A 24745-nucleotide genomic window follows, 5' to 3' on the forward strand; every position below is an offset into this window, starting at 1 on the left:
ACGGTGGCTACGTCGGCCGCTGACGCGTCCGAAGAGACTGCGTAGTGTTCGCGCGCAGACCGCTCCGCCCGCCGCTGCGTCGAGTGCGGCGACATCGTCATCCCGGGCTTGCCCCGGGATCTCACAGCGGCGGACGCAAGTCATGACCGGGCGGGCAGTCCGGCGAACCGTCGGTCCTTCGCCCCGGCCGAGACCCTACACTCGGGCCCGTGCAGGCAGACATCGGGATCATCGGCGGTTCGGGCTTCTACTCCTTCCTGAAGGCGCCCGAGCGGGTGGTGGTCGACACCCCGTTCGGGGCGCCCAGCGCACCGCTCGCGCTGGGCGAGGTGGGCGGACGCCGGATCGCGTTCCTGCCCCGGCACGGCGAGCGGCACCAGTACCCGCCGCATCGGGTGAACTACCGCGCCAACCTGTGGGCGCTGCGGTCGGTCGGCGTCCGGCAGGTGCTGGCGCCGTGCGCGGTCGGCGGGCTGAAGCCCGAGCTCGCGCCGGGCACGTTCGTGGTTCCCGACCAGGTCGTCGACCGCACCTGGGGCCGCGCACACACCATCTGGGACGCCGTGGGCCCGGTCGTGCACACCTCGTTCGCCGACCCGTACTGCCCGCGCGGCCGTGCGGCGCTCCTCGCCACCGACGAACCCGCCGTCGACGGCGGCACCCTGGTGGTCATCAACGGGCCCCGGTTCTCCACCCGCGCCGAATCCCGCTGGCACGCCGCCGCCGGCTGGTCGGTGGTGGGCATGACCGGCATGCCCGAGGCGTCGCTGGCCCGTGACCTGGCCATGTGCTTCAGCACCGTGTGCATGGTCACCGACGCCGACGCCGGCGTGGAGGGCCCGGGGGTGTCGCACGCCGAAGTGCTCGAGGTGTTCGCCGGCAACATCGAACGGCTCAAGGCGATGCTGCTCACCGTGATCGCGGCGCTTCCCGACCCCGAGCCGGACGCCACCGCCAGCTGCGCCTGCCGCCGGGTGCTGGACGGCATGACCTTGCCGTTCGCGCTGCCCTGATGCCCTCCGCGCTGCCCTCGGGCGAGCCAGCCCCCCACGACGGGTCGCTGCCCGCCGCCGCCCTGGCCGAACTGGGCGACGGAGCGGTCTCGCTCTACCTGCACGTGCCGTTCTGTGCGACCCGCTGCGGCTACTGCGACTTCAACACCTACACCGCCGCCGAGCTCGGTTCGGCGCCCGGCAGCTCCCGGGACGCCTACCTGGCCGCTGCCCGCGCCGAGCTCGCGCTGGCCGCACGAACGCTCGGACCTCGCCGGGTCGACACCGTCTTCTTCGGCGGTGGGACGCCGACGCTGCTCGCGGCGTCCGAACTGGTGGGCCTGCTGGACGCCGCCCGCGAACAGTTCGTCTTCTCGCCAGGGGCCGAAGTGACGACCGAGTGCAACCCGGAGTCCGTTGACGAGGCGTACCTGGAGGCCCTGGTGGCGGGCGGGTTCAACCGCATCTCGTTCGGCATGCAGTCGGCACGGCCGCATGTGCTGCGGGTGCTGGAGCGCCGGCACACCCCGGGCCGAGTCGCCCAGGTGGTGCGCTGGGCCCGGGCCGCGGGGTTCGGCTCGGTGAGCCTGGATCTGATCTACGGCACGCCGGGGGAGTCCGCACCCGACTGGCGGGCGTCGCTGGAGGCCGCGCTGGCCTGCGAGCCCGATCACGTCTCGGCCTACGCGCTGATCGTCGAGGAGGGCACCCGGCTGGCGGCGCAGATCCGTCGCGGCGACGTGCCCGCGGTCATCGACGACGACCAGGCGGAGTTCTACGAGATCGCCGAGCAAACCCTCAGCGCCGCCGGCCTGGACTGGTACGAGCTCAGCAACTGGAGCCGCCCCGGTCACCAGTGCCGGCACAACCTGGCCTACTGGCGCGGGGCGCCCTGGTGGGGCGTCGGCCCCGGCGCACACTCGCACGTCGCCGGCGTCCGCTGGTGGAACGTGAAGCATCCTCGCAGTTACGCCGCCGCGCTGGCGCAGGGCCGGAGCCCGGCGGCGGCCCGCGAACTGCTCGACGCGACGGATCGCCGCGTCGAACGGGTGCTGCTGGAGTCGCGGCTGTCCGACGGGCTGGAACTCGAGGTGCTGACCGGAACCGAGCAGAACCGGGTTGCCGGCCTGGTCGAGCGCGGGCTGGTGGTGAGCGGGAAGGGGCGGTTGGCGCTCACGGTGCGCGGACGCCTGCTCGCCGACGCGGTCGTGCGGGATCTGCTGGCCTGAGATCGGGTACCCAACTGGCCGCCGGGTCTGCTGATGAGTCACCATGGGCTGGTGCAGGCAGAGACGCCGAAGGGGCCGGTGGAGCGTTCCCTGATGGTGCTGGAGGTCGTCGCCGAACGGGGTGGGGCATCCGCCAGGGAGATCGCCGACGCGCTCGGGCTGCCGCTGCCGACGGTGTACCGGATCGCCAACACACTGGCCGAGAGCGACTACCTGGTGCACATCAGGGCCGAGAGCCGCTACGAGCTCGGACACAAGCTGCACCAGCTGGGGCAGTCGCTGCACAAGCAGGTGGGCATGTCGCGTCCGGTCGCCCGTGAGATCACCCGGCTGCATGAGGACACCGGTCTCGCCGCCTGCCTGACCGTGCTGCGCGGCGCCGAGCTGGTCATCGTCTACGTGGTCGACTCGCCGTCGTGCCCGCGGCTGCCGACCATGCGTTTCGGCTTCCATGACGTGCCGCACTCGACGGCATTCGGCAAGATCCTGCTCGCCGAGCAGGACGCCGCCGGCCGCGATCTGTACCTGAACCGGCACGGCATGCGGGCACTGACCGCCAACACGATCACCGATCGGTGCGAGCTGGACGCCGAGCTCAGCGACGTGGCCCTGCGCGGGATCGCCTGGGAGCATGAGGAGTTCCTGGCCGGCTTCGGCTGCGCGGCCGTCCCGGTCCGGGGCCCGGACGCCGGCCTGATCGGCGCGGTGGCCATCTCTGCGCGGCCCGAACGCCTGGCCGGTCGCGAGCAGACGGTCGAGGCGAAGCTGCGCAACGTGGCGACCCGGGTCGCTGCCTGCCTGCGGGGCGCGCAACGCTGAGTGGGACCGCGGGGACGGGTCCGGCGGTCCGAAACGGGACCGTGAGAACCGTCCCCTTGGTCCGAAACCGGACCGTGAGAACCGTCCTCCCGCAGCTCTGCGCGTTCTCAGCCGGTGAGAATGCCTGATGTGTCGGGGTGGTTGGGGTGTTTACCCTCCGGACAAGCCTCACGCCCGACGACGGGCGTCCCGATGACGTGAAGGAGGCGGGAATGACCGATCTGCAGGATGCAGCGATCGAACCCGAGGATCTACAGCTCGACAACACCGATCCGGAGACCAGCGGCAGCCCCGAACCGCTCGACGACGAGCAGCAGGCGCGGCTGTTGAGGGTGCTCAAGGTCGCCTATCCGCACCCCAGCTTCCCCGACGGTCCCTACCAGCGCACCTCGGCCGCCGTGCAGCAGGCGGACGCCGACGGCGTCCTCGCCGACGGCCTGGACGCCCTGGGCGACCTGGACGGGCTCGACGACGACGCCGTGACGGCCGCGTTGAAGGCCGTCGAGGAGACGCCGTTCTTCAGGCTGATCCACTCCACCACCGTGGTGGCGCTGTACGACGACCACGAGGTCTGGCAGATCCTGGGCTACGAGGGCAGTTCGTTCGAGAAGGGCGGCTACCTGCATCGCGGCTTCGATGACCTCGACTGGCTGCCCGATCCCCGGATCGAGGAGTACGACGGCGAACCACGGCTCGAACTCGTCGAGAAGGAGGCCTGAGATGGCGTCCATCGCGCACGACGATCCGGTCGTCGTCATCATCGGCTCCGGCGCCGGCGGCGGCACGATGGCCTACGAACTCACCCGCAACGGCGTCCCATGCGTGGTGCTCGAGGCGGGCCGCTTCCTCACCCCCGACGACTACGAGAACGACGAGTGGGCCGCGTTCGGGCAGATGGCCTGGCTCGACATGCGCACCACCAGCGGCACCTGGCGGGTGGCGAAGGACTTCCCGAACCTGCCGGCCTGGATCGTCAAGGCGGTCGGCGGCTCGACCACGCACTGGTCGGGCGCCACCCCGCGGATCATGGCCCACGAGTTCAAGGCCAGGACGACCTACGGCGCGGTCGACGGCGCCAACCTGCTCGACTGGCCGATCACCCTGGACGACCTCGCACCCTGGTACGACAAGGCCGAACAGGCGATCGGTTCGACCCATCGGCACGGACGCCCCGCGCTGCCGGCCAACAACAACTACAAGGTCTTCGCCAACGGCGCCGAGCGGGTCGGCTACAAGTACTACGCGACCGGGCCCTACGGCACCAACGCCGAGCCCTACGACGGACGCCCCGCCTCCATCCAGGACGGCTTCAACTTCCAGGGCGACAAGAACACCTCGAAATGGTCGACAGCGGTGCGCGAGATCCCGCGGGCACTCAAGACGGGCAAGCTCGACCTGCGACCCGAGTGTCACGCCGTGAGGATCACCCACGACAGCACCGGCAAGGTCGACGGCGTCGAATACCTGGACGCCGCCGGCAGCCTGCACAAACAGGCTGCCCGGGTGGTCTGCGTGGCCGGCAATTCGATCGAGTCACCGCGGTTGCTGCTGATGAGCGCCAGTTCGCTGCATCCCGACGGCCTGGCGAACTCCTCGGGCCAGGTGGGTCGCAACTACATGCGGCACATGACCGGCTCGGCCTACGCCCGCTTCGACCAGCCGGTACGGATGTACCGGGGCGAGACGATGGCCGGCATCATCGCCGACGAGGCCAAGCACGACCCCAACCGCGGCTTCGCCGGCGGCTACTACATGGAGACCCTGTCGCTCGGGCCGGCGTTCCTGGCGTCCTTCATCGAGCCGGGGGAGTGGGGCCGGTCGTTCACCGAGAAGATGGACGCCTTCCTCAACACCGCCGGCATGTGGATCGTCGGCGAGGACATGCCACAGGAATCCAACCGGATCACCCTTGATGACGAGGTCAAGGACGCCCACGGCCTACCGGTGCCACACGTGCACTTCGACGACCATCCCAATGACGTCGCCATGCGCGAGCACGGCTATGCGGCCGCCGATGCCATCTACGGGGCCGTCGGTTCGACCGGCGTCCACCACACGCCGCCCTACCCCTCCACGCACAATCTGGGCACCTGCCGGATGAGCGAGAAGCCCGAGGATGGGGTGGTCGACAAGTGGGGCAAGGCACACGACGTGCCGAACCTGTTCGTCAGCGACGGCTCGGTAATGACCACCGGCGCGGCCGCCAACCCGACCCTGACCATCGTCGCCCTGGCCATGCGGCAGGCCGACCACATCCTGCAGGAGATGTCCACCGGACAGCTGTGACCCGATCTCCCCCCGTCGGGTACAGCACACGAGCGTCACCCCCCTCCCTGGGATCGGCCCCGAGGGGGGTGACGCACGAGTGGGCACAATTGCTCGGTCGCGCGAGCGGCAACACCCGGTCGTCGACGAAGGGGCGGTTCGAGCCCGGGCAGGGCAGCGTGCTCGGGCACGGAGTGCTGGTCGGCACTCACTGCCTGCGGTCAGCTCCCGGCGATCTCACATGTCATCCCGGCGGACGCCGGGATCTCGACGGCACCGGAGAATCCCCGATCAGGTCGGGACGACGATGCCTCGGGTCAGGCGCCGATGATCCGGCGCGCCGAGGTGAAGTGCCCGTAGGCCTCGAGAGAGTTGACCTGCAGGCCGTTGCGCGGGCTGCGGGCGTGCACGAACCTGCCGTCGCCGATGTACATGCCGACGTGGTGCACGGGGGAGTAGAAGAAGAGCAGGTCGCCGGGCTCGAGGTCCTTGACGCTGACCGCCTTGCCGAGCTGCGACTGCGCGATCGCCGAATGCGGCAACGAGATGCCGATGTGCTTGAACGACCAGAGCATCAGGCCCGAACAGTCGAAGCTGTTGGTGCCGGCGGCGCCCCAGACGTACTGGCTGTTGGACACCCGCGACAAGGCGGCGGCGACGACCTTCCTGGCCTTGAGCTCGGCGGCGGACAGCGTCCGGCTCTCGGCCAGCGCAACGGTGGGGGTGCGCGACACCGTCTGGGTCGCGACCGCGGCGGTCAGGGCGTCGCCGAGTTCGGCCGCCACCGACGGCACCGCGCCCACCGTCACGGCCGCAGAGGCGGACGCCGCGGCGGCCGGGGTCGGTCGCGCGCCGGCCGGTTGGGCGCCCGGCACCGCGAACACCAGCAGTCCGTTGGTGAGGGCCAATGTCGCGGACAGAGCGAGGTGGCGGAGTCGCATCGGGGGTTTCCTTCACAATCTGCGTGTGGTCGCTGCGCCGGTGGAAGATCAGAGCAACCTGAGAGTTATCTGAGAAAAACTTTAAGGCATTTCTAGTCGGTTGTACAAATCCACGATGACGGGGGACGGTCGCCGGCGACGCAAAACCCCGGCCGGGTGGTCCGGCCGGGGCGTGTGCGTGCAGCTGAGGGTCAGCGGTTCTTGATGACCCGCCGTGCCCACCGGTAGCCCGGGTAGTCCTTCAGCTTGGTCACCTCGAGGTCATCGGAAGGGTTGCGAGCGTGCACGATCTTGCCGTCGCCGACGTACATCGCGACGTGGTGCACGGGGGAGAAGTAGAAGACCAGGTCGCCAACCTTGAGATCCTTCTTGGCCACCTTCTTGCCGAGCTTGGACAGCGTCGAGGACGAGTGTGGCAGCGACTTGTTCACCTTGCGGTAGGAATACAGCATGAGGCCGGAGCAGTCGAACTTGGTGGGGCCGCTGCGCCCGCGCACGTACTGACCCGTCTTGACCCGGCTCATCGCAGCGTTCTTCACGGCCTTGGCACGCTTGGCGGCGACGGCCTTGGCCTTCTGGGCGGCCGTCGGCAGCTTCACGGTGCCGAGCGAGACCGCGCCGACGCCGGCCACGGTGACATCGGTCGGCAAGGCTGCAGCGACCGGCGCGAGGCCGTCGGCGCTGGCGGGCAGCGCGGTCGGGCCGGCCACGAGCAACGACGCCGAGAGGGCGAGTGCTGAAGTCAATGCGATCCTGCGTACAAACATGACGGTGGTCCCTCCGGAGCCTGGTGTTCGAAAGCCGTCACTCGCTGAGAGCCATATGAGCGTAACCTGAGATCAAGCTGAGAGGGACGATAGTTCATCAACGACGGCGATGCCAAATCGAGCGGACGCCGGGGGGGTTCGGCCCACCGGCACGAACCCCTCGCGGGACGTTTGCGGCGCACTTCTCAGCCGGTGGTCACGGCCGCCGGCGACCCGGGGCAGGCATCCGGTCGCCCACCCGGCCGACGGCGCACGCACACCACCCCGCCGGGACGCGACGGTGCCGAACCGGCGGCGGGCCGATCCGGTGACGCCGTCCCGCCGCGGCTCAGGCGGGGACGACGTTGACCAGCTTGGGTGCCCGCACGATCACGGTGCGGACGCCGTTGGGTGTCTCCTCGGCGATCCGCGGCAGCGCCAGCGCCCGTGCGCGCAACTCGTCCTCGGAGATGTCGGCGGGGACCTCCAAGCGGGCCCGCACCTTGCCCTTCACCTGCACCACGCAGGTGACGGCGTCCTCGACCAACAGCGCCGGGTCGGCGACCGGGAACGGTTCGTAGGCCAGCGTGTCCGCGTGTCCCAGCCGTGACCACAACTCCTCGGCGATGTGCGGGGTCAACGGAGCCACCATCAGCAGCATCGGCTCGATCGCCGCCCGCGGCACCGCGTCCAGTTTGGTCAGCACGTTGTTGTACTCGGTCAGCCGGGCGATCGCGGTGTTGAACGACAACGACTCGTAGTCCCTGGTCACAGCGTCGATAGTCCGGTGCAGAGCCACCGTCGTCGCGGCGTCCGGGGCGGTGTCGACGATCCGGATCTCGCCGGTGGTCTCGTCCACCGCGTTGCGCCACAGCCGCTGCAGGAAGCGCTGCGAACCGACCACGGCCCGGGTCTCCCACGGCTTCGACTGGTCCAGCGGGCCCATGCCCAACTCATAGATCCTGAACGTGTCGGCGCCGTAGGAGTCGTACATGTCGTCGGGAGTGACGATGTTCTTCAGCGACTTGCCCATCTTTCCGTACTCCCGGGACACCTCCTCTCCCTGCCAGCGGTAGTGGATGTCACCGTCGGCGCCGGCGACCTCCTCGACCTCGTCGGCGGGCACGGTCTGGCCCCGGGCGTCGCGGAACGCGTAGGCTTGGATGTAGCCCTGGTTGTACAGCCGGCGGAAGGGCTCGGCCGAGCTGACCTGGCCCAGGTCGAACAGCATCTTGTGCCAGAACCGCGAGTACAGCAGGTGCAGCACCGCGTGCTCGACGCCGCCCACGTACAGGTCGACGCCACCGACATCGGCGACGTCGGCACCACCGACGTCGGACGCCGAGCGCGGGCCCATCCAGTACCGCTCGACCTCGCGGTCGACGAACCGGTCGTGGTTGGCCGGATCCAGGTAGCGCATCTCGTACCAGCACGAGCCGGCCCACTGCGGCATCACGTTCAGTTCGCGGCGGTAGGTCTTCGGGCCGTCGCCCAGATCCAGTTCGACGGTGGCCCAGTCGGTGACCCGGCCCAACGGCGGCAGCGGTTCCGACGTCGAGTCGTCGGGGTCCAGCGCCTGCGGGCTGTAGTCGTCGATCTCGGGCAGCGTCACCGGCAGCATCGACTCGGGCAGCGCGATCGGGTAGCCGCCCTCGTCGTAGACGATCGGGAACGGCTCGCCCCAGTAGCGCTGCCGGCTGAACAGCCAGTCGCGCAGCTTGTAGGTGACGGTCTCGGTGCCCGTGCCGTTGGCGCTCAGCCAGTCGATCATCGTCGCCTTGGCGTCGGCCAGGTTCAGGCCGTTCAGCGAGATCTCGTCGTTGGCCGAGTTGATGGTCGGGCCGTCTCCGGTGAACGCGGTGTCCTCGTCGTGATCGGCCGGCGGCTGCACGGTGCGGATGTAGGGCAGGTCGTAGGCCTTGGCGAAGTCCCAGTCCCGCTCGTCCTCGGCCGGCACCGCCATGATGGCCCCCGTGCCGTAGCCCATCAGCACGTAGTCGGCGATGAAGATGGGGATGCGGGCTCCGTTCACCGGATTGATCGCGAACGCGCCGGTGAAGACGCCGGACTTGTCCTTGTTCTCCTGGCGTTCCAGATCGGTCTTGCGGGCCGCGGCCTCGCGATAGGCCGTGACCGCCTCGGACGGCGACGCCGCCCCGCCCGTCCACGCGTGGTTGCTGCCGGCCGGCCAGGAGTTCTCGCCGGGCGTGATCGCGTCCACGATCGGGTGCTCGGGGGCCAGGACCATGAACGTGGCGCCGAACAGGGTGTCGGGGCGGGTGGTGAACACCTCGATGGCGGCCTCGTGGCCGTCGACCACGAAGGTGACCGAGGCGCCCGAGGAGCGGCCGATCCAGTTGCGCTGCATCGCCTTGACCTTGTCGGGCCAGTCCAGCCGGTCCAGGTCGGCCAGCAGCCGGTCGGCGTAGGCGGTGATCCGCATCATCCACTGCTTCATGCTGCGCTTGAAGACGGGGAAGTTGCCGATGTCGGAGCGGCCCTCGGCGGTGACCTCCTCGTTGGCCAGCACGGTGCCCAGCCCTGGGCACCAGTTGACCGGCGCCTCGGACAGGTAGGCCAGCCGGAACGAGTCGATCACGCCGGCCTGCTCGGCGGCGTCCAGGTCGGCCCAGGGGCGCCCGTCGGGGGTGGGGCGGGCGCCAGAGGCGAACTCGTCGACCAGTTCGGCGATGGGCCTGGCCCTGTCGGCCTCGTGGTCGTACCAGGCGTTGAAGACCTGCAGGAAGATCCACTGCGTCCACTTGTAGAACTCGACGTCGGTGGTGGCGATGCTGCGCCGGTCGTCGTGGGCCAGTCCCAGCCGGCGCAACTGACGGCGCATGTTGGCGATGTTGGCCTCGGTGGTGACCCGCGGATGCTGGCCGGTCTGCACCGCGTACTGCTCGGCGGGCAGGCCGAACGCGTCGTAGCCCAGGGTGTGCAGCACGTTGCGGCCGCGCATCCGCTGGTAGCGCGCCCAGGTGTCGGTGCCGATGTAGCCCAGCGGGTGTCCGACGTGCAGCCCCGCCCCGCTGGGGTAGGGGAACATGTCCATCACGAACAGCTTGTCCCGGCCGGCCAGCTTGTCCGGCTCGGCCCACACCCCGGCCGGGTTGGGGGCGTGGAAGGTGCCCTCGGTCTCCCAGCGGTCCTGCCAGGCCTGCTCGATCCGGCCGGCCAGTTCAGCGGTGTAGCGGTACGGGGTCTCGCTCATCTCATCCTCTTGTCGTTCTGCTGTCGGGCATGAAAAAGCCCCTCGCGCAAGGAGGGGCGCCGCGTTGACGGTGGAGGGTCAGCGCGGCTGTCGAAGCAGAAGTCGGAACGTCACGGGGTCAGGTTACCGCAGTTCGGCCCGGGCGGTCCGACGCGAGCCGCGACGTTGCGCAGGCCATGGCAGGTTGCGCAGCTGCACCCCTGCGCAATGAGCCACCGGGTGCGCGACGTCGCCCGCTCGTTGTGCGGACGCCCCGCGTGGGGGTCCGCGACCGGCGGAGCGTTCGGACTAGCCTGGCCGGGTGAGTCGATACCCACGTGATGTCCTCGCGCCCGGCTGGCAGCGGGCCGGCAAGCCCGTCAGCACAGAGGTCGCCGCCCAGCCCGGCATGGTGCTGGAGGATCCGACCTCCGGTTTCGTGGGGGCGGTGGTGCGGCTCGAGAACGGGCTGCTGGTGCTCGAGGACCGCGCGGGCAAACGGCGCAGCTTCCCGCTCGGACCCGGCTTCTGGCTCGACGGCAAGCCGGTCAGCGTGGCTGCTCCGAAGCGAACCATGGCCGGTCCGGGGAGGACGCATACGGCGTCCGGTTCACGGGTGTCGAGTGCCGCACCCAAGGTGGCGCTGCCCAGCCGGATTTACGTCGAGGGCCGGCACGACGCCGAACTCGTCGAGAAGGTGTGGGGCGACGACCTGCGGCACGTCGGCGTCGTCGTGGAGTACCTGGGCGGCATCGACGACCTGCCCGCGATCGTGACCGAGTTCGCGCCGCAGCAGGGCCGCCGCCTGGCAGTGCTGGTCGACCACCTGGTGCCGGGTTCGAAGGAATCCCGGATCGTCGAGCAGGTCGGCAACCCATGGCTGTTCGTGACCGGGCACCGCTTCATCGACATCTGGACGGCGGTGAAGCCGTCCGTGCTCGGGTTGAAGGCGTGGCCGGACGTCCCGCGCGGCCAGGACTACAAGGCCGGGCTGTGCCGGGCGCTGGGCTGGCCGGCGCGCACCCAGGCCGACATCGCCGAGGCGTGGCGGCACATCCGGTCCAAGGTGACATCGTGGCGCGATCTCGACCCGGCGCTGCTGACCGAGGTGGAGAAGCTGATCGACTTCGTCACCGCCGACCACGCCGACACCCTGGAGCCGTGATGGAGACCGCGCAGGTGACCGAGGCGATCCGCCGGGTCGCCGACGACCAGATCATGCCCAGGTTCCGCACCCTCGCCGACGACGAGATCATCGAGAAGCGGCCCGGCGACGTGGTGACGGTGGCGGACCGGCGGGCCGAACGGGCGCTGGCGGAGATCTTCCGGGCGGCCGACCCCGGCTGCCTGATCGTGGGCGAAGAGGGTGTCTACGCCGACCCGAGTGCGCTGAAGGCCCTGCCGCAGGCCGAACTGGCCTGGGTGATCGACCCGGTCGACGGCACCCGCAACTTCACGCTGGGCAGTGCGGACTTCGCGGTCATGGTGGCCGAGGTGCGCGCCGGAGAGACGACCAGGAGTTGGATCTGGCAGCCGGTGCACGGCCGGATGTACGTGGCCGAGAAGGGCTCCGGGGTGTGGCTGGACGGCGCCCGGGTCGAGCCCAAGGCGATCCCCGAGCGGCCGGTCGGTGCGCTGCACGGCCGCTACGGGCGGCCCCGCGACGGCGTCCCCGAAGACGTCACGCTGGTCCGGCTGGCCGGGTGCTGCGGGGTCGACTACCCGCACGTGGTCGAGCGCGAGCGAGCCTTCCTCGGCTACTGGTCAATGCACCCGTGGGACCACCTGCCGGGCGGCCTGATGGTGACCGAGACCGGGGGCCGGCTCGCCACCATCGACGGCCGGGAGTTCGCCGCCGGTGTCACCGGCCGCTACCTGCTCGCCGCGGCGTCCCCCGAGCTGTGGGACCTGGCCGCCGGCCTGGTGAAGCAACAGTTCTCCCGCTGAGGGATTTCGAAAGCCTCAAACGTCATCCCGGGCCTGCCACGGGATGACGAACCCGATCCCGGATTCGGGTCAGCCGTCGAGGCGGTACGCCGCACTCACCGCCAGGACGAGCTCACCGGCCTCGTCGGTCGCGTCGCAGTCGACCACGGCGTCCAGCACCCAGTCGCGGTTGTCGTCGGGGTCGCGCAGGGTCTGCCGCACCGGCCGGAGGCGCGCCGTCACGCCGGGCGCCCCGACCGGCTCACCGCCGGCCTCGGGGCCCAGCGCCAGATAGGACGGCCCGCGCGCCTGCGCGTCCAGCAGCACCTCGTCATGCTCGTCGAAGTAGCTTTCGAGTGCGGCATCCCAGCGCTGCCAGGTCATCAGCACCTCGCGGGGCGGGTCGGTGCGTGCCGCCGCCTCGCGTTCCAGTCGGGCCAGCGCGTCCGGGTCATCGGCGGCGAAGGCGGCCACCCTGGCCCACATCGCGTTGCGGAGCAGCACCTCGAAGGTGCGGCCCTGCTTCGACAACGGACGCGGCGGCGGACCAGCGGCGCGATCGATGACATCGCGAGGGGCGTGCTCGGGGTCGGTCAACGCCTGCCATTCGTCGAGCAGTGAGGAGTCGGTCTGCCGGATCGTCTCGCCCAGCCAGTCGATCAGGTCGTCGAGTTCGGGGCTGCGGTGGGCGTCCGGCACCGTGTGCTGCAGCGTGCGGTAGGCGTCGGTGAGATAGCGCAGCACCAGTCCCTCGCTGCGCGCCACCTGGTAGCGGCCGATCAGGTCGGTGAAGCTCATCGCCTGCTCCCACATCTCGCGGACCACGGATTTCGGCTCCAGCCCGGCGGGGTTCAGCCACGGATGCGTCTGCCGGTAGGTCTCGAACGCGGCCTCGAGCAGGTCGGCCAGCGGCCGCGGCCAGGTGATCGACTCGACGATCGCCATCCGTTCCTCGTACTCCACACCGTCGGCCTTGAGCCGTCCGATCTCGTCACCGCGGGCGGCGCGCTGCTGCGCGAACAGCACCGGCATCGGCGCGTCGAGCACTGCCTCGACCACCGAGGTCACGTCGAGGGGGTAGGTCACCGCCTCGGCGTCGAGCAGGTCGAACGCGGCCAGCGCGAAGTGCGCCAACGGCTGGTTGAGGGCGAAGTCGGCGGGCAGGTCGACGGTCAGCACGTAACGGCGGCCGAACTCGTCGGGCCGCTCCAGCCGGGTCAGGACGCCGGACTGCACCAACGAGCGGACCAGCCGCACCGCCCGCCGCACCAGTCGCAGCTGGGCGCGGCGCTCCTCGTGGTTGTCGGTGAGCAGCCGGCGCAGCACCACGAAGGCGTCCTCGTCGCGGCTGAACACGTTGATCAGCATCGCGTCGTCGACCTTCATCCGGCTCATCAGCTTCTCCGGCTGGCCGGCCACCAGCCGGTCGAAGGTCTGCTCGCTCCACACCACCGCGCCCTCGGGCGGCTTCTTCAGCTGCGCCTTCGAGCGCCGCTTGGCGAGCTTCGCCTCGCTGAGCCCGGCGTTCTTCGCGGCCGCCTTCGCTTTGGCGCGTTCGTTCTCGATGACGTGCTCGGGGGCCTGGACGACGACGTAGCCCGCGGTGTCGAACCCGGCCCGGCCCGCGCGTCCGGCGATCTGCAGGAACTCACGGGTCCGCAGCACCCGCTGCCGTGAGCCGTCGAACTTCGCCAGCCCCGTGAACAGCACGGTGCGGATCGGCACGTTGATGCCGACCCCGAGCGTGTCGGTGCCGCACACGACGGTCAGCCGGCCCTGTTGGGCGAGTTGCTCGACCAGCCGCCGGTACTTGGGCAGCATGCCGGCATGATGGACGCCGATGCCGGCCTTGAGCAGCTTCGACAGGGTCTTGCCGAAGCCGGCCGCGAAGCGGAAACCCTCCAGCGGGTCAGCGGCCGTTCCCGCCCGGACGCCCGCCCCGGCCCGGCTCGCCTTCTTGACCGTGCCCCTGGCCAGCAGCGACACGGCGTGCTCGACGGCGGCCGCCTGGGTGAAGTGGACGACGTACACCGGCGCCTGGTGGGTCTCGACCAGTTCGTCGAGGGTCTCCTCCAGCGGCGTCATCGCGTAGCGGAAGGTGAGCGGCACCGGTCGTTCGGCCTCGGCCACGATGGCGACCTCGCGCCCGGTACGGCGTTCCAGGTCGGCGGCGATGCCGCTCATGTCGCCCAGCGTCGCCGACATCAGCAGGAACCGGACGCCGACCAGCTCGATCAGCGGTACCTGCCAGGCCCAGCCCCGCTCCGGTTCGCCGTAGAAGTGGAACTCGTCCATCACCACCACGCCCACGTCGGCGGCAGCGCCCTCACGCAGCGCGATGTTGGCGAGCACCTCGGCGGTGCAGGCGATGATGGGGGCTCCGGCGTTGACCGCGGCGTCGCCGGTGAGCATGCCGACGTTGTCGGCGCCGAAGGTGGCCACCAGTTCGAAGAACTTCTCGCTGACCAGGGCTTTCACCGGCGCGGTGTAGAACGACACCCGATCGGTCGACAGCGCGGCGTGGATCGCGGCGGTCGCCACCAGAGACTTGCCGGAGCCGGTCGGGGTGGTGAGCACCACGTGGGCGCCGCCGAGCAGCTCGATGATCGCCTCGTCCTGATGCGGGTAGAGCGCCAGGCCCAGCGTGTCGGTGTGGCGCAGGAACGACTCGTACAGCCGGTCGGCGGCGGAGTCGTCGGCCGGGTCGACCCGGAGCGGGCGAAGCAGTCGGGTCGTGTCCATGGCTCTTGCGAGTATTCCATCTGCCGCCGACGGGTTCGACCGGCGGCTCAGTCGGCCAGCAGCCCCCGCTGCCGGGCGATCGCGACCGCCTCGCCGCGGCTGGCGGCGCCGAGCTTGGCCAGGATGTTCGACACGTGCACGCTGGCGGTCTTGGTCGAGATGAACAGTTGCTTGCCGATCTGCCCGTTGCTGCGGCCCAACGCCAGCAGGGCCAGGATCTCCGACTCGCGCGCGGTCAGCCGCTGATCGCTGGTGCGGGTGCCGCGGGGGGCACGGTTGAGGCCAGGCACGTCGTCCAGCAGCCGGCGCAGCGGCTCGGACGGCAGGGCCAGCGCGGTGGCCCGCACCAGTTTGACCTCGGCCCTGGCCGCCGCCGGATCTCCGGACGCCGCCAGCACCGCCGCCAGCCGGATGCGGCTGCGGGCGGTCTGGTACGGGTCGCCCCAGCTCTCGAAGGCGGCCACCGTGGTCCGCCAGCCGGCCAGCAGCGCGTCCGGGTCGACCTGCTCACCGGCCAGCCACCGCAGGTGCAGCAGTTCGGCGTCCAGCCGGGCCGCCCACGCCACGCTCTCGGGCCCCAGCCAGCCGGCCGCGATCACGTCGCGGGCCCGTCCGGTCAGCGCCTCGAGGGTGGCCTCCAGCCGCTGCCGGACGTCGGGGTCGAGACTTCCCGCATCGCCCAGAATGCTCGCCACCGTCGCCGCGATCCGGATCTGGATCTGCTCGCGGGTGCCCCACTGCCGGTCCATCACCTTCACCGCCCGCCCGACCAGCGGCGGGATCTCGTCCAGCCGCTTCGCGCGGCCGAGCAGCTCGACCTGGGCGAGCATCGACAACAGCGCGAGCAGGGCGTCGTCGGGCCAGTACGGCAGGATCGACTCGAACAGGGCCGGGTCGACCTGCCAGTCGCGTGCCGTGTCGAGCACCAGCCGGTCGGCCAGGAACCCGGCGTAGCCGGGCTGCGGGAACGGCGGCCCGGGCGGCGACAGCCGGCGCTCGGCGTCCGCGAACCTGCCCAGCAGCACCGCCACCCGGCCTGCGGTGAGCCTGGAGAAACTCTCGAACACCCCCCACGGCCGGTTCATCCGGTCGGCGATCGCGGCGGCGGCGTCAAGATGGGCGAGAGCCTTGGGCAGGTTGCCGCGCGAATACTCCATCAGGCCGAGCCGGTAGTAGGCGCGCACGTGCGTGGGGTCGTTCAACGGCTGGTTCCGGACCAGGTCGAGCAGCCGGGCCTCGAGCTTGGGCAGGTCGACCTCGTCGGAATCCCAGGACACCAGGATCGTCCGCAGGTCGGTGGCCAGGTCGGTCGCTTCCAGCCGGTCGGCCAGGGCCAGGGCGACCTCGCTCGCGGTGGCGGCGTCCCGGTACCGATCGGCGTCGGCCAGCGCCTGCACCTCGGCGACCAGCGCCTGCAGCCTGGTCCGGTCGGCCAGGCCCTCGGTCAGCGCAACCGCCTCGCGGGCCCTGGCCAGCAGGTCGGGCGGCTCGTCGTAGACCCGGGCCAGGGTGACGTAGCCGGCCAGCAGCCGGGCGCGGGCCGGTGACGCCGATTCGCTGTGCGCCAGCCGGTCGGCGATCAGGTGGACGCCGCGCGCCACGTCCCCGGTCGCGGCGGCCGCGTACGCCGCCTGTGCGGTGGCGTCGTCGCGGCGCGGGTCGTGTTCGGCCATCAGGGTGAGCACCTGCTCGAACAGGCCGGACGCCTCACGCGGGCCGCCCAGCGCCAACGCGGCCTCGCCGGCCGCGATCCCCGCCGAGACCGCAGTCTCGATGTCGCCGCTGGCCGCCGCGTGCCGGGCCAGGTCGGACGCCGTGCCGAGCTCGGGGCGGGCGGTCAGCGCCGCGGCGAAGGCCGCGTGCAGGCGTCGCCGCTGCGCGGGCAGCAGGTCGTCGCGGATCGCCTCGGCGACCAGGGCGTGCCGGAAGCGGTAGCCGTCCTCGCCGGCGGGCTCGAGGGTGTGGTGGTCGATGGCCGCGGTCAGCGCGGCGTCCAGGGCGTCGGGGGAGAGCTCGACCACCGCCTGCAGCAGGTCGTGACCGAGCCGGCGTCCCATCACCGCCGCGGCGCGCACGACCCGCTGGGCGTCCGGGTCGAGCTGCTCGAACCGGGCCAGCAGGACCCGGCCGAGGTCGGCGCCCAGCACGTTGCCGCCGGCGACCAGTTCCTCGGCGAAGAACGCGTTGCCGCCGGCGCGGCCCACGATGTCGGCCACCTGCGGGTCGTCGGCGTCGGTGAGGTCGCGGACCAGCGTCCACATGTCAGGGGTGGGCAGCGGGTCCAGGTGGACGCGGGTGACCTCGGAGAGCCGCGCCCAGACGCCGAGCGTGGGGTGCAGCGGGTGCCGGCGGTGCAGGTCGTCGGAACGGTAGGAGACGATCAGGCCGACCGGCGCCGCGAAACCCCTGGTCATCAGCAGGGTGAGCAGGTCGCGCGAGGAGTGGTCGGCCCAGTGGGCGTCCTCGATGACGGCCAGCACCCCGCGGGTGGTGGCGACCCGGGCGAGAGCGGCGTGGACGGCCTCGGCGAGCTGGCCGGGGCCGGTCGACGAGCGGACGTCGGCGCGGGCGTGGGCGCCGGCCAGCAGCTGCGCCAGTGCCGGGTGGGTGGCCGCCACCTGGTCGATCACGTCGGGGGCGGCGGCGTGCAGCTCGGTGATCATTTCGGTGAACGGCAGATAGGGCAGGTCGGCTCCCGCCTCGGCGACGCAGTGCCCGACCACCACCAGGCGTCCAGCCCCGGCGGCGACGCCGGCCACCTCACGCAGCAGCCGGGTCTTGCCGATGCCGGCGTCCCCGGACAGCACGACGACGCCGCCGGCGCCCTCGGCCAGTCCGAGCGCGTCGACGACGTGGTCGAGTTCCTGGGAGCGGCCCACCATCGACCGGGGTTCACGCATGGGGTCGATTATCCCCATCGGCGCCCCGGCCGGGGCGGCGGGCGCGGTCACGCGGCGGGACGCTCCTGCTCGCGGCGGCGGCGGACGTCGCGCATGATCTCCAGCGACGAGCGGCGGGGCAGCCGCCGGGGCAGCAGGCCGGCCTCGGCGTAGCGTTCGTCACGGTCCTCCAGCAGTGCCTTCAGGTCGGTCAGCAGCGGATCCATGGTGATCACCTCTTCCTTCGTGGTGACACCAATCTCGTCGGCTGAGGTAGCCGCGGACATCGGCCGTGTGCGGTACCTGCGCGGCCGGGTACCTTAGCTCGGCGCGTCCGGCCGGCGGCACCTCTGAGGTAGTGGCTGCAGATCGGGCCCCTTTTGCCGCCGTCAGGGGGTAGCCGATGTCGAGATCGGTGCCGGGTGCGCGGCTGCCTGCCGGGTGGTGGGTCGTGACCCACCATCGACGGGTGTTTCGCTCCAGCGGGAGCCGATGTCGCGATCGGCGGCGGGCCGGGCCGCAGCCGACCCGCTAGAGCAGGCGCAGCCGGCGTCCGGGCAGCTTGCCCTCGGCAGCGAGCTGGGCGTAGACGATCGGGAGGACGGCGGTGATCGTGTCGTCGTCGAACTGCCACTCGCCGGCGGCGAGCGCGTCGGCCGCGGCGACCCCCTGGCTGACCAGGTACTCGGCCTGGCCGTACACCGACGAGATCTCCGCGCGCTGGGTGAACGCGAAGACCCGGTCGAAGGGTTCGCCGTGCCCGGGCACCAGCAGGGTGTGCTCGTTGACCAGCCCGAGGACGCCGTCCAGCGCCGCCGGCCACTCCTTCAGGAAGCAGTCCGGACCCATCGCCGGGGGCGCGCCCTGCTCGAGCAGGTCGCCGGTGAAGATCACCTCCGCCTCGGGCACGATGACCACCAGGTCACCGGCGGTGTGGCCGCGGCCGAAGTGCACGATCTCGGCATGGCGTCCGCCCAGGTCGACCATCCGGGCCAGGGACAGCGGACGGTTCGGCGGCTTCAGCTCCGTGGTCGCGAAACCGAGTTCGGCGGCCTCCTGCTCGACGTGGTCGGCGGCCAGCGCGTCGATCAGGCTCTCGTGGCCGTAGGTCGGCAGGTCGTCGAAGGCGGCCAGCCCGTAGTAGTGGTCGAAGTGTGCGTGGGTCACCACGACCGCCACCAGGGGGACGCCGGCCACGTCCTCGGCGGCCTCGCGCAGTCGCGCACCCTGCGACGGCGACGAACCGGTGTCGATCAGCAGCGCACCGCCGTCGCCGGCGACCAGGCCGATAGTGACCGAGGCAGGGGACGCCACCGCGCGCCAGATGCCGGGTCGGAGCTGCTCGAAGGCCGTCTCGGAGAACTGCACCGGTTCAGCCTACGTGGACCGCCGCGGCCCCCGCCGGGGGTGGGGAGGCGGGTCAGTGTGCCTCGACCAGGTCGAGCATCGCCAGCGACCACTCGTGCGCGACGTCCAGGCTTTGCGCGAAGGACGGGTTCACCCCGGCCATGCCGGTGTACCACAGGTCGAACCCGACCTGACGGGCGGCGATGAGGTCGTCCAGCCGGGTCACGTCGATCGGCCGGACGCCGCGGTAGCCGGCCAGCAGGGCACGTTCGAAGTCGGGGTAGTCGTCGCGGTCGCGCAACTCCCACAGTGCGACCGCGACGTCGTCCAGCCGATGCCCGGTGCCGCAGTCGTCGCAATCGATCAGCTTCACCTCGCCGCCGCCGAACACGGCGTTGCCCAGGCCCGCACCGGCTCCGGCACGTGCACCGGTGTCTCGGCGCGCAGGGCGTCCAGCCAGGCCAGTTCGGACGCGACCGGTGCGACCGGATCGACGTCGCCTCCGTGGCGCTGCGGCCGGTGCACCCGCACGAGCAGGCGTCCGGTCGGCGAGTCATGCCGGAAGGTGGTGTTCTCGCCGTGGGAGACGAAGGTGAGCCGTCCCGCGGGCAGGGAGTAGGACGCCAGCGCGGCCTCGGCCACCCGGCGGAGCCTGCCGACCTGAGCGCGCGTGGACACCATGGCGCCCACTGTGCGGCACCGACCGAGCAGACACCATGCGGAAGATTGCCCCCACCCCCGCGAGCCGGGGCGGGTGGGGGCGGTCAGGCCAGGCTCGACAGGCCGAGGAACGCCAGCCCCAGCAGCGGGGCGAGCCCCTGGAACAGGGCCGCCCGGGCCTTGGAGCGGTCGCTGGCGACCAGCACCAGCGCCGCCGCCAGCATCGAGCCGGGGCTCACGATGATCAGCGTCGAGGAGACCACCGGCCAGAACCACAGAGCCACCCCGGCGAACGCCCCGACGGCGAGGAACAGGTTGTAGAAGCCCTGGTTGAACGCCAATTGCTTGGTGCTCGCGGCCAGTTCGGGACTGGTGCCGAACACCTTGCGGGTGTCGGGGTGCTCCCAGCGCAGCGACTCGAGGAAGAAGATGCCGACGGGGATGACTCCGGCGACCGCGGCCAGCAGCAACGCGATGAGTCGCATGAGGCTCCTTCCGTCGAACTGCGGTCACTGTAGCCCCAGGCGCACCCCAACACCGGTTGGCGAAGGGCGGCGGCCGGCGCCGGGCCGCACGGCGGGTCACTCGACGCCGGACGAGGTTCGTCTAGACTGGCACTCGATCACCGAGAGTGCCAATGCGGCGGGAGGAGGGCCCGATGCTGGACGATCGCAAGCTCGCCATCCTGCGGGCCATCGTCACCGACTACGTGTCGTCGCAGGAGCCGGTCGGTTCCCGCGCGCTGGTCGACCGGCACAACCTGGGCGTCTCGCCCGCCACCGTCCGCAACGACATGGCCGTGCTCGAGGACGAGGGTTACATCACCCAGCCGCACACCAGCGCCGGCCGCATCCCCACCGACAAGGGCTATCGCCTGTTCGTCGACCGGCTGGCCGCCGTGAAGCCGCTGTCGGTGGCCGAGCGCCGTGCCATCCAGACGTTCATGGCCGGCGCCCTCGACGTGGACGACGTGGTGCGCCGCACCGTTCGGTTACTGGCCCAGATCACCCAGCAGGTCGCGATCGTGCAGTACCCGGTGCTCTCCAGCGCCACTGTGCGGCTGATCGAACTGCTGGTGCTGACGCCGGGCCGCGGCCTGGTGATCCTGGTCAATTCCACCGGCCGGGTCGACCAGCGGCCCGTCGATCTGCTGGGGGCCACCGACGAACAGGTGGCCGACCTGCGCGGCCGGCTCAACGCTGCCGTCGTCGGACTCACCCCGTCGGCGGCGGTCGAGCGCCTCAGCACCCTGCTCGACGACCTTCCCCCCGAACTGCACCCGGTCGCCTCGATGGTGACCGCCACCGTGATGGAACTGACCACCGCCGACCCGGCCACCCGGGTGGTGGTGGGCGGCGTCCCCAACCTGACGCGCTTCGGCGACCAGTTCGAGACCACCGTGAAACCGGTTCTCGAGGCTCTGGAGGAACAAGTGGTGCTGCTGCGGTTGTTGGGTGAGGCGGGTGGCACCGGTGACGTGACCGTCCGGATCGGACACGAGAACCCGTACGAGCCGCTGCAGTCGACCTCCGTGGTGGCCAGCGCGTACGGTCATGCGGACGATCTCTGGGCGAGCATGGGGATCGTCGGCCCCACCAGAATGGATTACCCGAGCACCATGGCCTCGGTGCGGGCGGTCGCCCGCTACGTCGGCCGCTTCCTGGCAGAAGGATGACGTGACCAAGGACTACTACGACGTGCTGGGCGTGCCCCGCGACGCCTCAGCCGAACAGATCAAGAAGGCCTACCGCAAGCTGGCCATGAAGTACCACCCCGATGTCGCCGACACCGCGGACGCCGCCGAGAAGTTCAAGGAGATCGGCGAGGCCTACGAGGTGCTGCACGACAGCAACAAGCGCGCCATGTACGACCGCGGGGTCGACCCGATGGCCGCCGGTGGTTTCGGCGGCGCGCAGGGCTTCGGCTTCCCGGGCGGATCGGCCGGCTTCGACTTCACCAACCTGGTGGACGCCATGTTCGGCCAGGGCGCGACCCGCGGCCCGCGCTCCCGCGTGCGCCGCGGCCAGGACGCCCTGGTCCGGATGTCGTTGACGCTGCCGGAGGCGGCGTTCGGGATCACCAAGCCGCTGCGGGTCGAGACGGCGGTGCTGTGCAGCACCTGCAACGGCACCGGCGCCCGCGCCGGGTCCGAGCCGGTGACCTGTAGCACCTGCCACGGCCAGGGCGACGTCACCCAGATCCAGCGATCGTTCCTGGGCGACATCCGCACCACACAGCCGTGCCCGGTCTGCCGCGGCTACGGCACCGTCATCCCCAACCCGTGCGGGGAGTGCTCCGGTGAGGGCCGGGTGCGTTCCTCGCGCACCATCAACGTCAAGATCCCGGCCGGGGTGAACGCCGGCAACCGCATCCATCTGGAGTCGCAGGGCGAGGTCGGCCCCGGCGGCGGCCCGGCCGGTGACCTGTACGTCGAACTGGGCGTCGAACCGCACGACACGTTCACCCGCAAGGGCGACGACCTCGAGATGGTGGTGAAGCTGCCGATGACGGCGGCCGCCCTGGGCACCGAGGTGACCCTGCCGACGCTCGAGGCCGAACGCGACGATCTGGACGCCGACCTGGGCACCGTGCGGCTGTCGGTGCCGAGCGGCACCCAGTCCGGCACCCGCATCGCGATCGCCGGCCGCGGCGTCCCGAGGCTGCGCGGCGCCGGCCGGGGCGACCTGGGGGTGACGCTGCTGGTGCAGACGCCCGGCCGGTTGGACGACCACCAGCGCGAGTTGCTGCGGCAACTCGCCGAGGCGCGGGGCGAAGGGCAGGAAGAGGTCGCCGTCGAGCGGCATCACAAGGGTGTTTTCGGCTGGCTGAAGGACGCGTTCACACAATGACAGAGGCACTGTTCCTGGCGGACCTGGATTCTCCGGCGGTCGGCGACGAGGTGGCGGTCACCGGCGACGAGGGCCGGCACGCGGCCATCGTGAGACGCATCCGCAAGGGCGAGACGGTGCTGGTGAGCGACGGCATCGGCACCGCGGTGCGCGGACCGGTGCTGTCCTCCGACGTCAACGGCCTGGTGGTCGAAGTCGCCGAGGTGCTGGCCGACCCCGGACGCCCGGTGCGGTTCACCGTCGTCCAGGCGCTGGCCAAGGGCGATCGCGGCGAGCTGGGCCTCGAGCAGCTGACCGAGCTCGGCGTCGACGAGATCGTGCCGTGGCAGGCGTCCCGGTCGATCGTGAAATGGTCGCCCGACAAGGTGGAACGTCAACTGACCCGGTGGCGCAACATCGTCCGCGAGGCCACCAAGCAGTCGCGCCGGTTCCGGGTCCCGCGGGTCAGCCCGCCGTTGACCACCGCCGAGCTGGCGCTGCGGATCGCCGAGCCGGCCCTCACGCTGGTGCTGCACGAGGCCGCCGAGGAGTTCATCGGCACGGCCGCCCTGCCGGCCGAGGGCGAGGTGATGGTGATCGTCGGCCCCGAGGGCGGGCTCACCGAGGCCGAGCTGGACGCCTTCGCCGAGGCGGGTGGGCGTCCCACCCTGATCGCGGACGCCGTGCTACGCACCTCGACCGCCGGGGTCGCCGCGCTGGCGCAGCTGCAGGCCCTCACTCGTGCCTGAGCCGGGCGCCGGCTTCTCGTTCACCCCCGGCGCGGTCCTGCCGGGCGGCAAGGGCCGCACCGGCCTCATCGACACTCCGCACGGCCCGATCCGGACCCCGGCGTTCGTCGCGGTCGGCACAAAGGCGACGGTCAAGGCGGTGCTGCCCGAGTCGGTCGCCGCCCTCGGGGCGCAGGCCGTTCTCGCCAACGCGTACCACCTGTTCCTGCAGCCCGGCTCCGACATCGTGGACGCCGCCGGCGGGCTGGGCGCGTTCATGAACTGGCCCGGCCCGACCTTCACCGACTCGGGCGGCTTCCAGGTGATGAGCCTGGGCGTCGGCTTCAAGAAGGTGCTGGCGATGGACACCGTCGGGGTCACCGACGACGACGTGATCGCCGCGGGCAAGACCCGGCTGGCCCACGTGGACGACGACGGGGTCACCTTCACCAGCCACCTCAACGGCGACCGGCACCGGTTCACCCCCGAGATCAGCATGCGCATCCAGCACGAACTGGGTGCCGACATCATGTTCGCCTTCGACGAGCTGACCACGCTGATGAACACTCGCGGCTACCAGGAGCAGTCGGTGCGGCGCACCCACGAGTGGGCGATCCGCTGCCTGCGGGCGCACGGCGAGCTGACCGAGCAGCGGGTGGGCAAGCACTACCAGGCGCTGTTCGCCGTCGTGCAGGGGGCGCAGTACGAGGACCTGCGGCGCGCCGCGGCGTCCGGGCTGGCGGGGTTGGCCGTGGAGGGTCGCAGCTTCGACGGGTTCGGCATCGGCGGCGCGCTGGAGAAGGAGAACCTGGGCACGATCGTCGGCTGGGTGACCGACGAACTGCCGTTCGACAAGCCACGACACCTGCTCGGAATCTCCGAGCCGGACGACTTCTTCGCCGCCATCGAGGCCGGCGCCGACACCTTCGACTGCGTAATGCCGTCGCGGGTGGCACGCAACGCGGCGGTCTACACCCGGCACGGCCGCTACAACATCAACACCTCCGCGCACCGGCGGGCATTCGGCCCGATCGAGGATGGCTGCGACTGCTACACCTGCGCGCACTACACCCGGGCCTACCTGCATCACCTGTTCAAGGCCAAGGAGATGCTGGCCTCGACCCTGGCGACGATCCACAACGAGCGGTTCACCGTCCGGCTCGTCGACGACATCAGGGCCAGCATCGAGACCGGTGACTTCGCCGAGTTCCGTGCCGAGTTCCTCGGTGGCTTCTACGCCCGGCGGGGCTGACCGGTCGGCCGGAAGGTCCGAGCGCCCACTGTCGCCAGACTCAGGAACACCGCGGCCACGCCGAACAGCAGCCCGCACGGCACACTGAGACCCACGTGAGGGGGACCCGGGTGGTGGCCGACCTGTACTCGCGGCGTCGGTCGGTGCTGCTCGGCTGCGTCGTGGTGGGCGTCGCGCTGATGCTCCAGGGCGGCTGGC

At 71.1% G+C, this 24745-nt stretch carries 21 protein-coding genes; 11 read left to right on the forward strand and 10 right to left on the reverse strand.

The features are described 5' to 3' along the window. Positions 1-209: 209 nt before the first annotated feature. From OIE40_RS10460 to OIE40_RS10480, 5 genes are all read left to right on the forward strand, one after another. Complete coding sequence (locus tag OIE40_RS10460) at positions 210-1013, forward strand: S-methyl-5'-thioadenosine phosphorylase (protein WP_264702138.1); 804 nt, start codon at positions 210-212, stop codon at positions 1011-1013. Continuing rightward, the gene (gene hemW / locus OIE40_RS10465; protein ID WP_264702139.1) at positions 1013-2221 is read left to right on the forward strand and encodes a radical SAM family heme chaperone HemW; all 1209 of its coding nucleotides are present in this window, start codon (positions 1013-1015) and stop codon (positions 2219-2221) included. The genes OIE40_RS10460 and hemW overlap by 1 nt, the downstream gene beginning before the upstream one ends. Positions 2222-2272: 51 nt before the next feature. Beyond that, positions 2273-3040 carry an IclR family transcriptional regulator gene (locus tag OIE40_RS10470; RefSeq protein WP_264702140.1) on the forward strand — a complete coding sequence of 256 codons (768 nt, stop codon included), beginning with the start codon at positions 2273-2275 and terminating at the stop codon, positions 3038-3040. Positions 3041-3252: 212 nt separating this feature from the next. Then, positions 3253-3759 carry a hypothetical protein gene (locus OIE40_RS10475; RefSeq protein WP_264702141.1) on the forward strand — a complete coding sequence of 169 codons (507 nt, stop codon included), beginning with the start codon at positions 3253-3255 and terminating at the stop codon, positions 3757-3759. 1 nt (position 3760) lies between these two features. Further along, on the forward strand, positions 3761-5326 hold the full coding sequence (locus OIE40_RS10480; protein WP_264702142.1) for a GMC family oxidoreductase: 1566 nt from the start codon (positions 3761-3763) through the stop codon (positions 5324-5326). Between the two features lie 296 nt (positions 5327-5622). On the opposite strand, the gene OIE40_RS10485 is transcribed toward OIE40_RS10480, so the two are convergent. The 3 genes from OIE40_RS10485 to leuS all read right to left on the reverse strand — a co-directional run bounded on the left by OIE40_RS10485 (position 5623) and on the right by leuS (position 10206). Further along, positions 5623-6246: a C40 family peptidase gene (locus tag OIE40_RS10485; RefSeq protein ID WP_264702143.1), complete on the reverse strand. Its 624-nt coding sequence runs from the start codon at positions 6244-6246 to the stop codon at positions 5623-5625. 191 nt (positions 6247-6437) lie between these two features. Then, complete coding sequence (locus tag OIE40_RS10490) at positions 6438-6992, reverse strand: C40 family peptidase (RefSeq protein ID WP_264702144.1); 555 nt, start codon at positions 6990-6992, stop codon at positions 6438-6440. A 349-nt stretch (positions 6993-7341) separates the two neighbouring features. Continuing rightward, a complete protein-coding gene (gene leuS, locus OIE40_RS10495; protein ID WP_264702145.1) occupies positions 7342-10206 on the reverse strand; it encodes a leucine--tRNA ligase in 2865 nt (954 codons plus the stop codon). A 301-nt stretch (positions 10207-10507) separates the two neighbouring features. On the opposite strand from leuS, the gene OIE40_RS10500 reads away from it, so the two are divergent. Continuing rightward, the gene (locus tag OIE40_RS10500; RefSeq protein ID WP_264702146.1) at positions 10508-11350 is read left to right on the forward strand and encodes a DUF3097 domain-containing protein; all 843 of its coding nucleotides are present in this window, start codon (positions 10508-10510) and stop codon (positions 11348-11350) included. Then, complete coding sequence (locus OIE40_RS10505; RefSeq protein WP_264702347.1) at positions 11350-12132, forward strand: inositol monophosphatase family protein; 783 nt, start codon at positions 11350-11352, stop codon at positions 12130-12132. The genes OIE40_RS10500 and OIE40_RS10505 overlap by 1 nt, the downstream gene beginning before the upstream one ends. A 69-nt stretch (positions 12133-12201) precedes the next feature. On the opposite strand, the gene OIE40_RS10510 is transcribed toward OIE40_RS10505, so the two are convergent. From OIE40_RS10510 to OIE40_RS10540, 7 genes are all read right to left on the reverse strand, one after another. Further along, positions 12202-14853, reverse strand: coding sequence for a DEAD/DEAH box helicase (locus OIE40_RS10510; protein ID WP_264702147.1), 2652 nt, complete (start codon positions 14851-14853; stop codon positions 12202-12204). A gap of 47 nt (positions 14854-14900) precedes the next feature. Continuing rightward, positions 14901-17753, reverse strand: a complete 2853-nt coding sequence (locus tag OIE40_RS10515; protein WP_264702148.1) for a helix-turn-helix transcriptional regulator — start codon at positions 17751-17753, stop codon at positions 14901-14903. A gap of 47 nt (positions 17754-17800) precedes the next feature. After that, entirely contained in the window at positions 17801-17959 is a 159-nt protein-coding gene (locus OIE40_RS10520) for a hypothetical protein (protein ID WP_264702149.1), read from the reverse strand. A gap of 304 nt (positions 17960-18263) precedes the next feature. After that, the gene (locus tag OIE40_RS10525; RefSeq protein WP_264702150.1) at positions 18264-19100 is read right to left on the reverse strand and encodes an MBL fold metallo-hydrolase; all 837 of its coding nucleotides are present in this window, start codon (positions 19098-19100) and stop codon (positions 18264-18266) included. Between the two features lie 52 nt (positions 19101-19152). Beyond that, positions 19153-19452 carry an aminoglycoside phosphotransferase/kinase family protein gene (locus OIE40_RS10530; RefSeq protein WP_264702152.1) on the reverse strand — a complete coding sequence of 100 codons (300 nt, stop codon included), beginning with the start codon at positions 19450-19452 and terminating at the stop codon, positions 19153-19155. Next, positions 19449-19760, reverse strand: coding sequence for an aminoglycoside phosphotransferase/kinase family protein (locus tag OIE40_RS10535; RefSeq protein WP_264702154.1), 312 nt, complete (start codon positions 19758-19760; stop codon positions 19449-19451). The genes OIE40_RS10530 and OIE40_RS10535 overlap by 4 nt, the downstream gene beginning before the upstream one ends. Before the next feature lie 83 nt (positions 19761-19843). Continuing rightward, positions 19844-20224: a DUF1304 domain-containing protein gene (locus tag OIE40_RS10540; RefSeq protein WP_264702156.1), complete on the reverse strand. Its 381-nt coding sequence runs from the start codon at positions 20222-20224 to the stop codon at positions 19844-19846. A 173-nt stretch (positions 20225-20397) separates the two neighbouring features. Between OIE40_RS10540 and hrcA the strand changes: the two genes are divergently transcribed. From hrcA to tgt, 4 genes are read left to right on the forward strand one after another with little or no spacing between them, the layout of a single operon-like run. Beyond that, the gene (hrcA, locus tag OIE40_RS10545; protein WP_264702157.1) at positions 20398-21414 is read left to right on the forward strand and encodes a heat-inducible transcriptional repressor HrcA; all 1017 of its coding nucleotides are present in this window, start codon (positions 20398-20400) and stop codon (positions 21412-21414) included. Position 21415: 1 nt separating this feature from the next. After that, positions 21416-22588: a molecular chaperone DnaJ gene (gene dnaJ, locus OIE40_RS10550; protein ID WP_264702159.1), complete on the forward strand. Its 1173-nt coding sequence runs from the start codon at positions 21416-21418 to the stop codon at positions 22586-22588. Then, positions 22585-23316: a 16S rRNA (uracil(1498)-N(3))-methyltransferase gene (locus OIE40_RS10555; protein WP_264702161.1), complete on the forward strand. Its 732-nt coding sequence runs from the start codon at positions 22585-22587 to the stop codon at positions 23314-23316. Before dnaJ ends, OIE40_RS10555 begins: the two co-directional genes overlap by 4 nt. Then, positions 23309-24547, forward strand: a complete 1239-nt coding sequence (tgt, locus tag OIE40_RS10560; protein WP_413774488.1) for a tRNA guanosine(34) transglycosylase Tgt — start codon at positions 23309-23311, stop codon at positions 24545-24547. Before OIE40_RS10555 ends, tgt begins: the two co-directional genes overlap by 8 nt. Positions 24548-24745 lie beyond the last annotated feature (198 nt).

The sequence above is a fragment of the Micropruina sonneratiae genome, assembly GCF_025972045.1.
Taxonomy (GTDB): domain Bacteria; phylum Actinomycetota; class Actinomycetes; order Propionibacteriales; family Propionibacteriaceae; genus Micropruina; species Micropruina sonneratiae.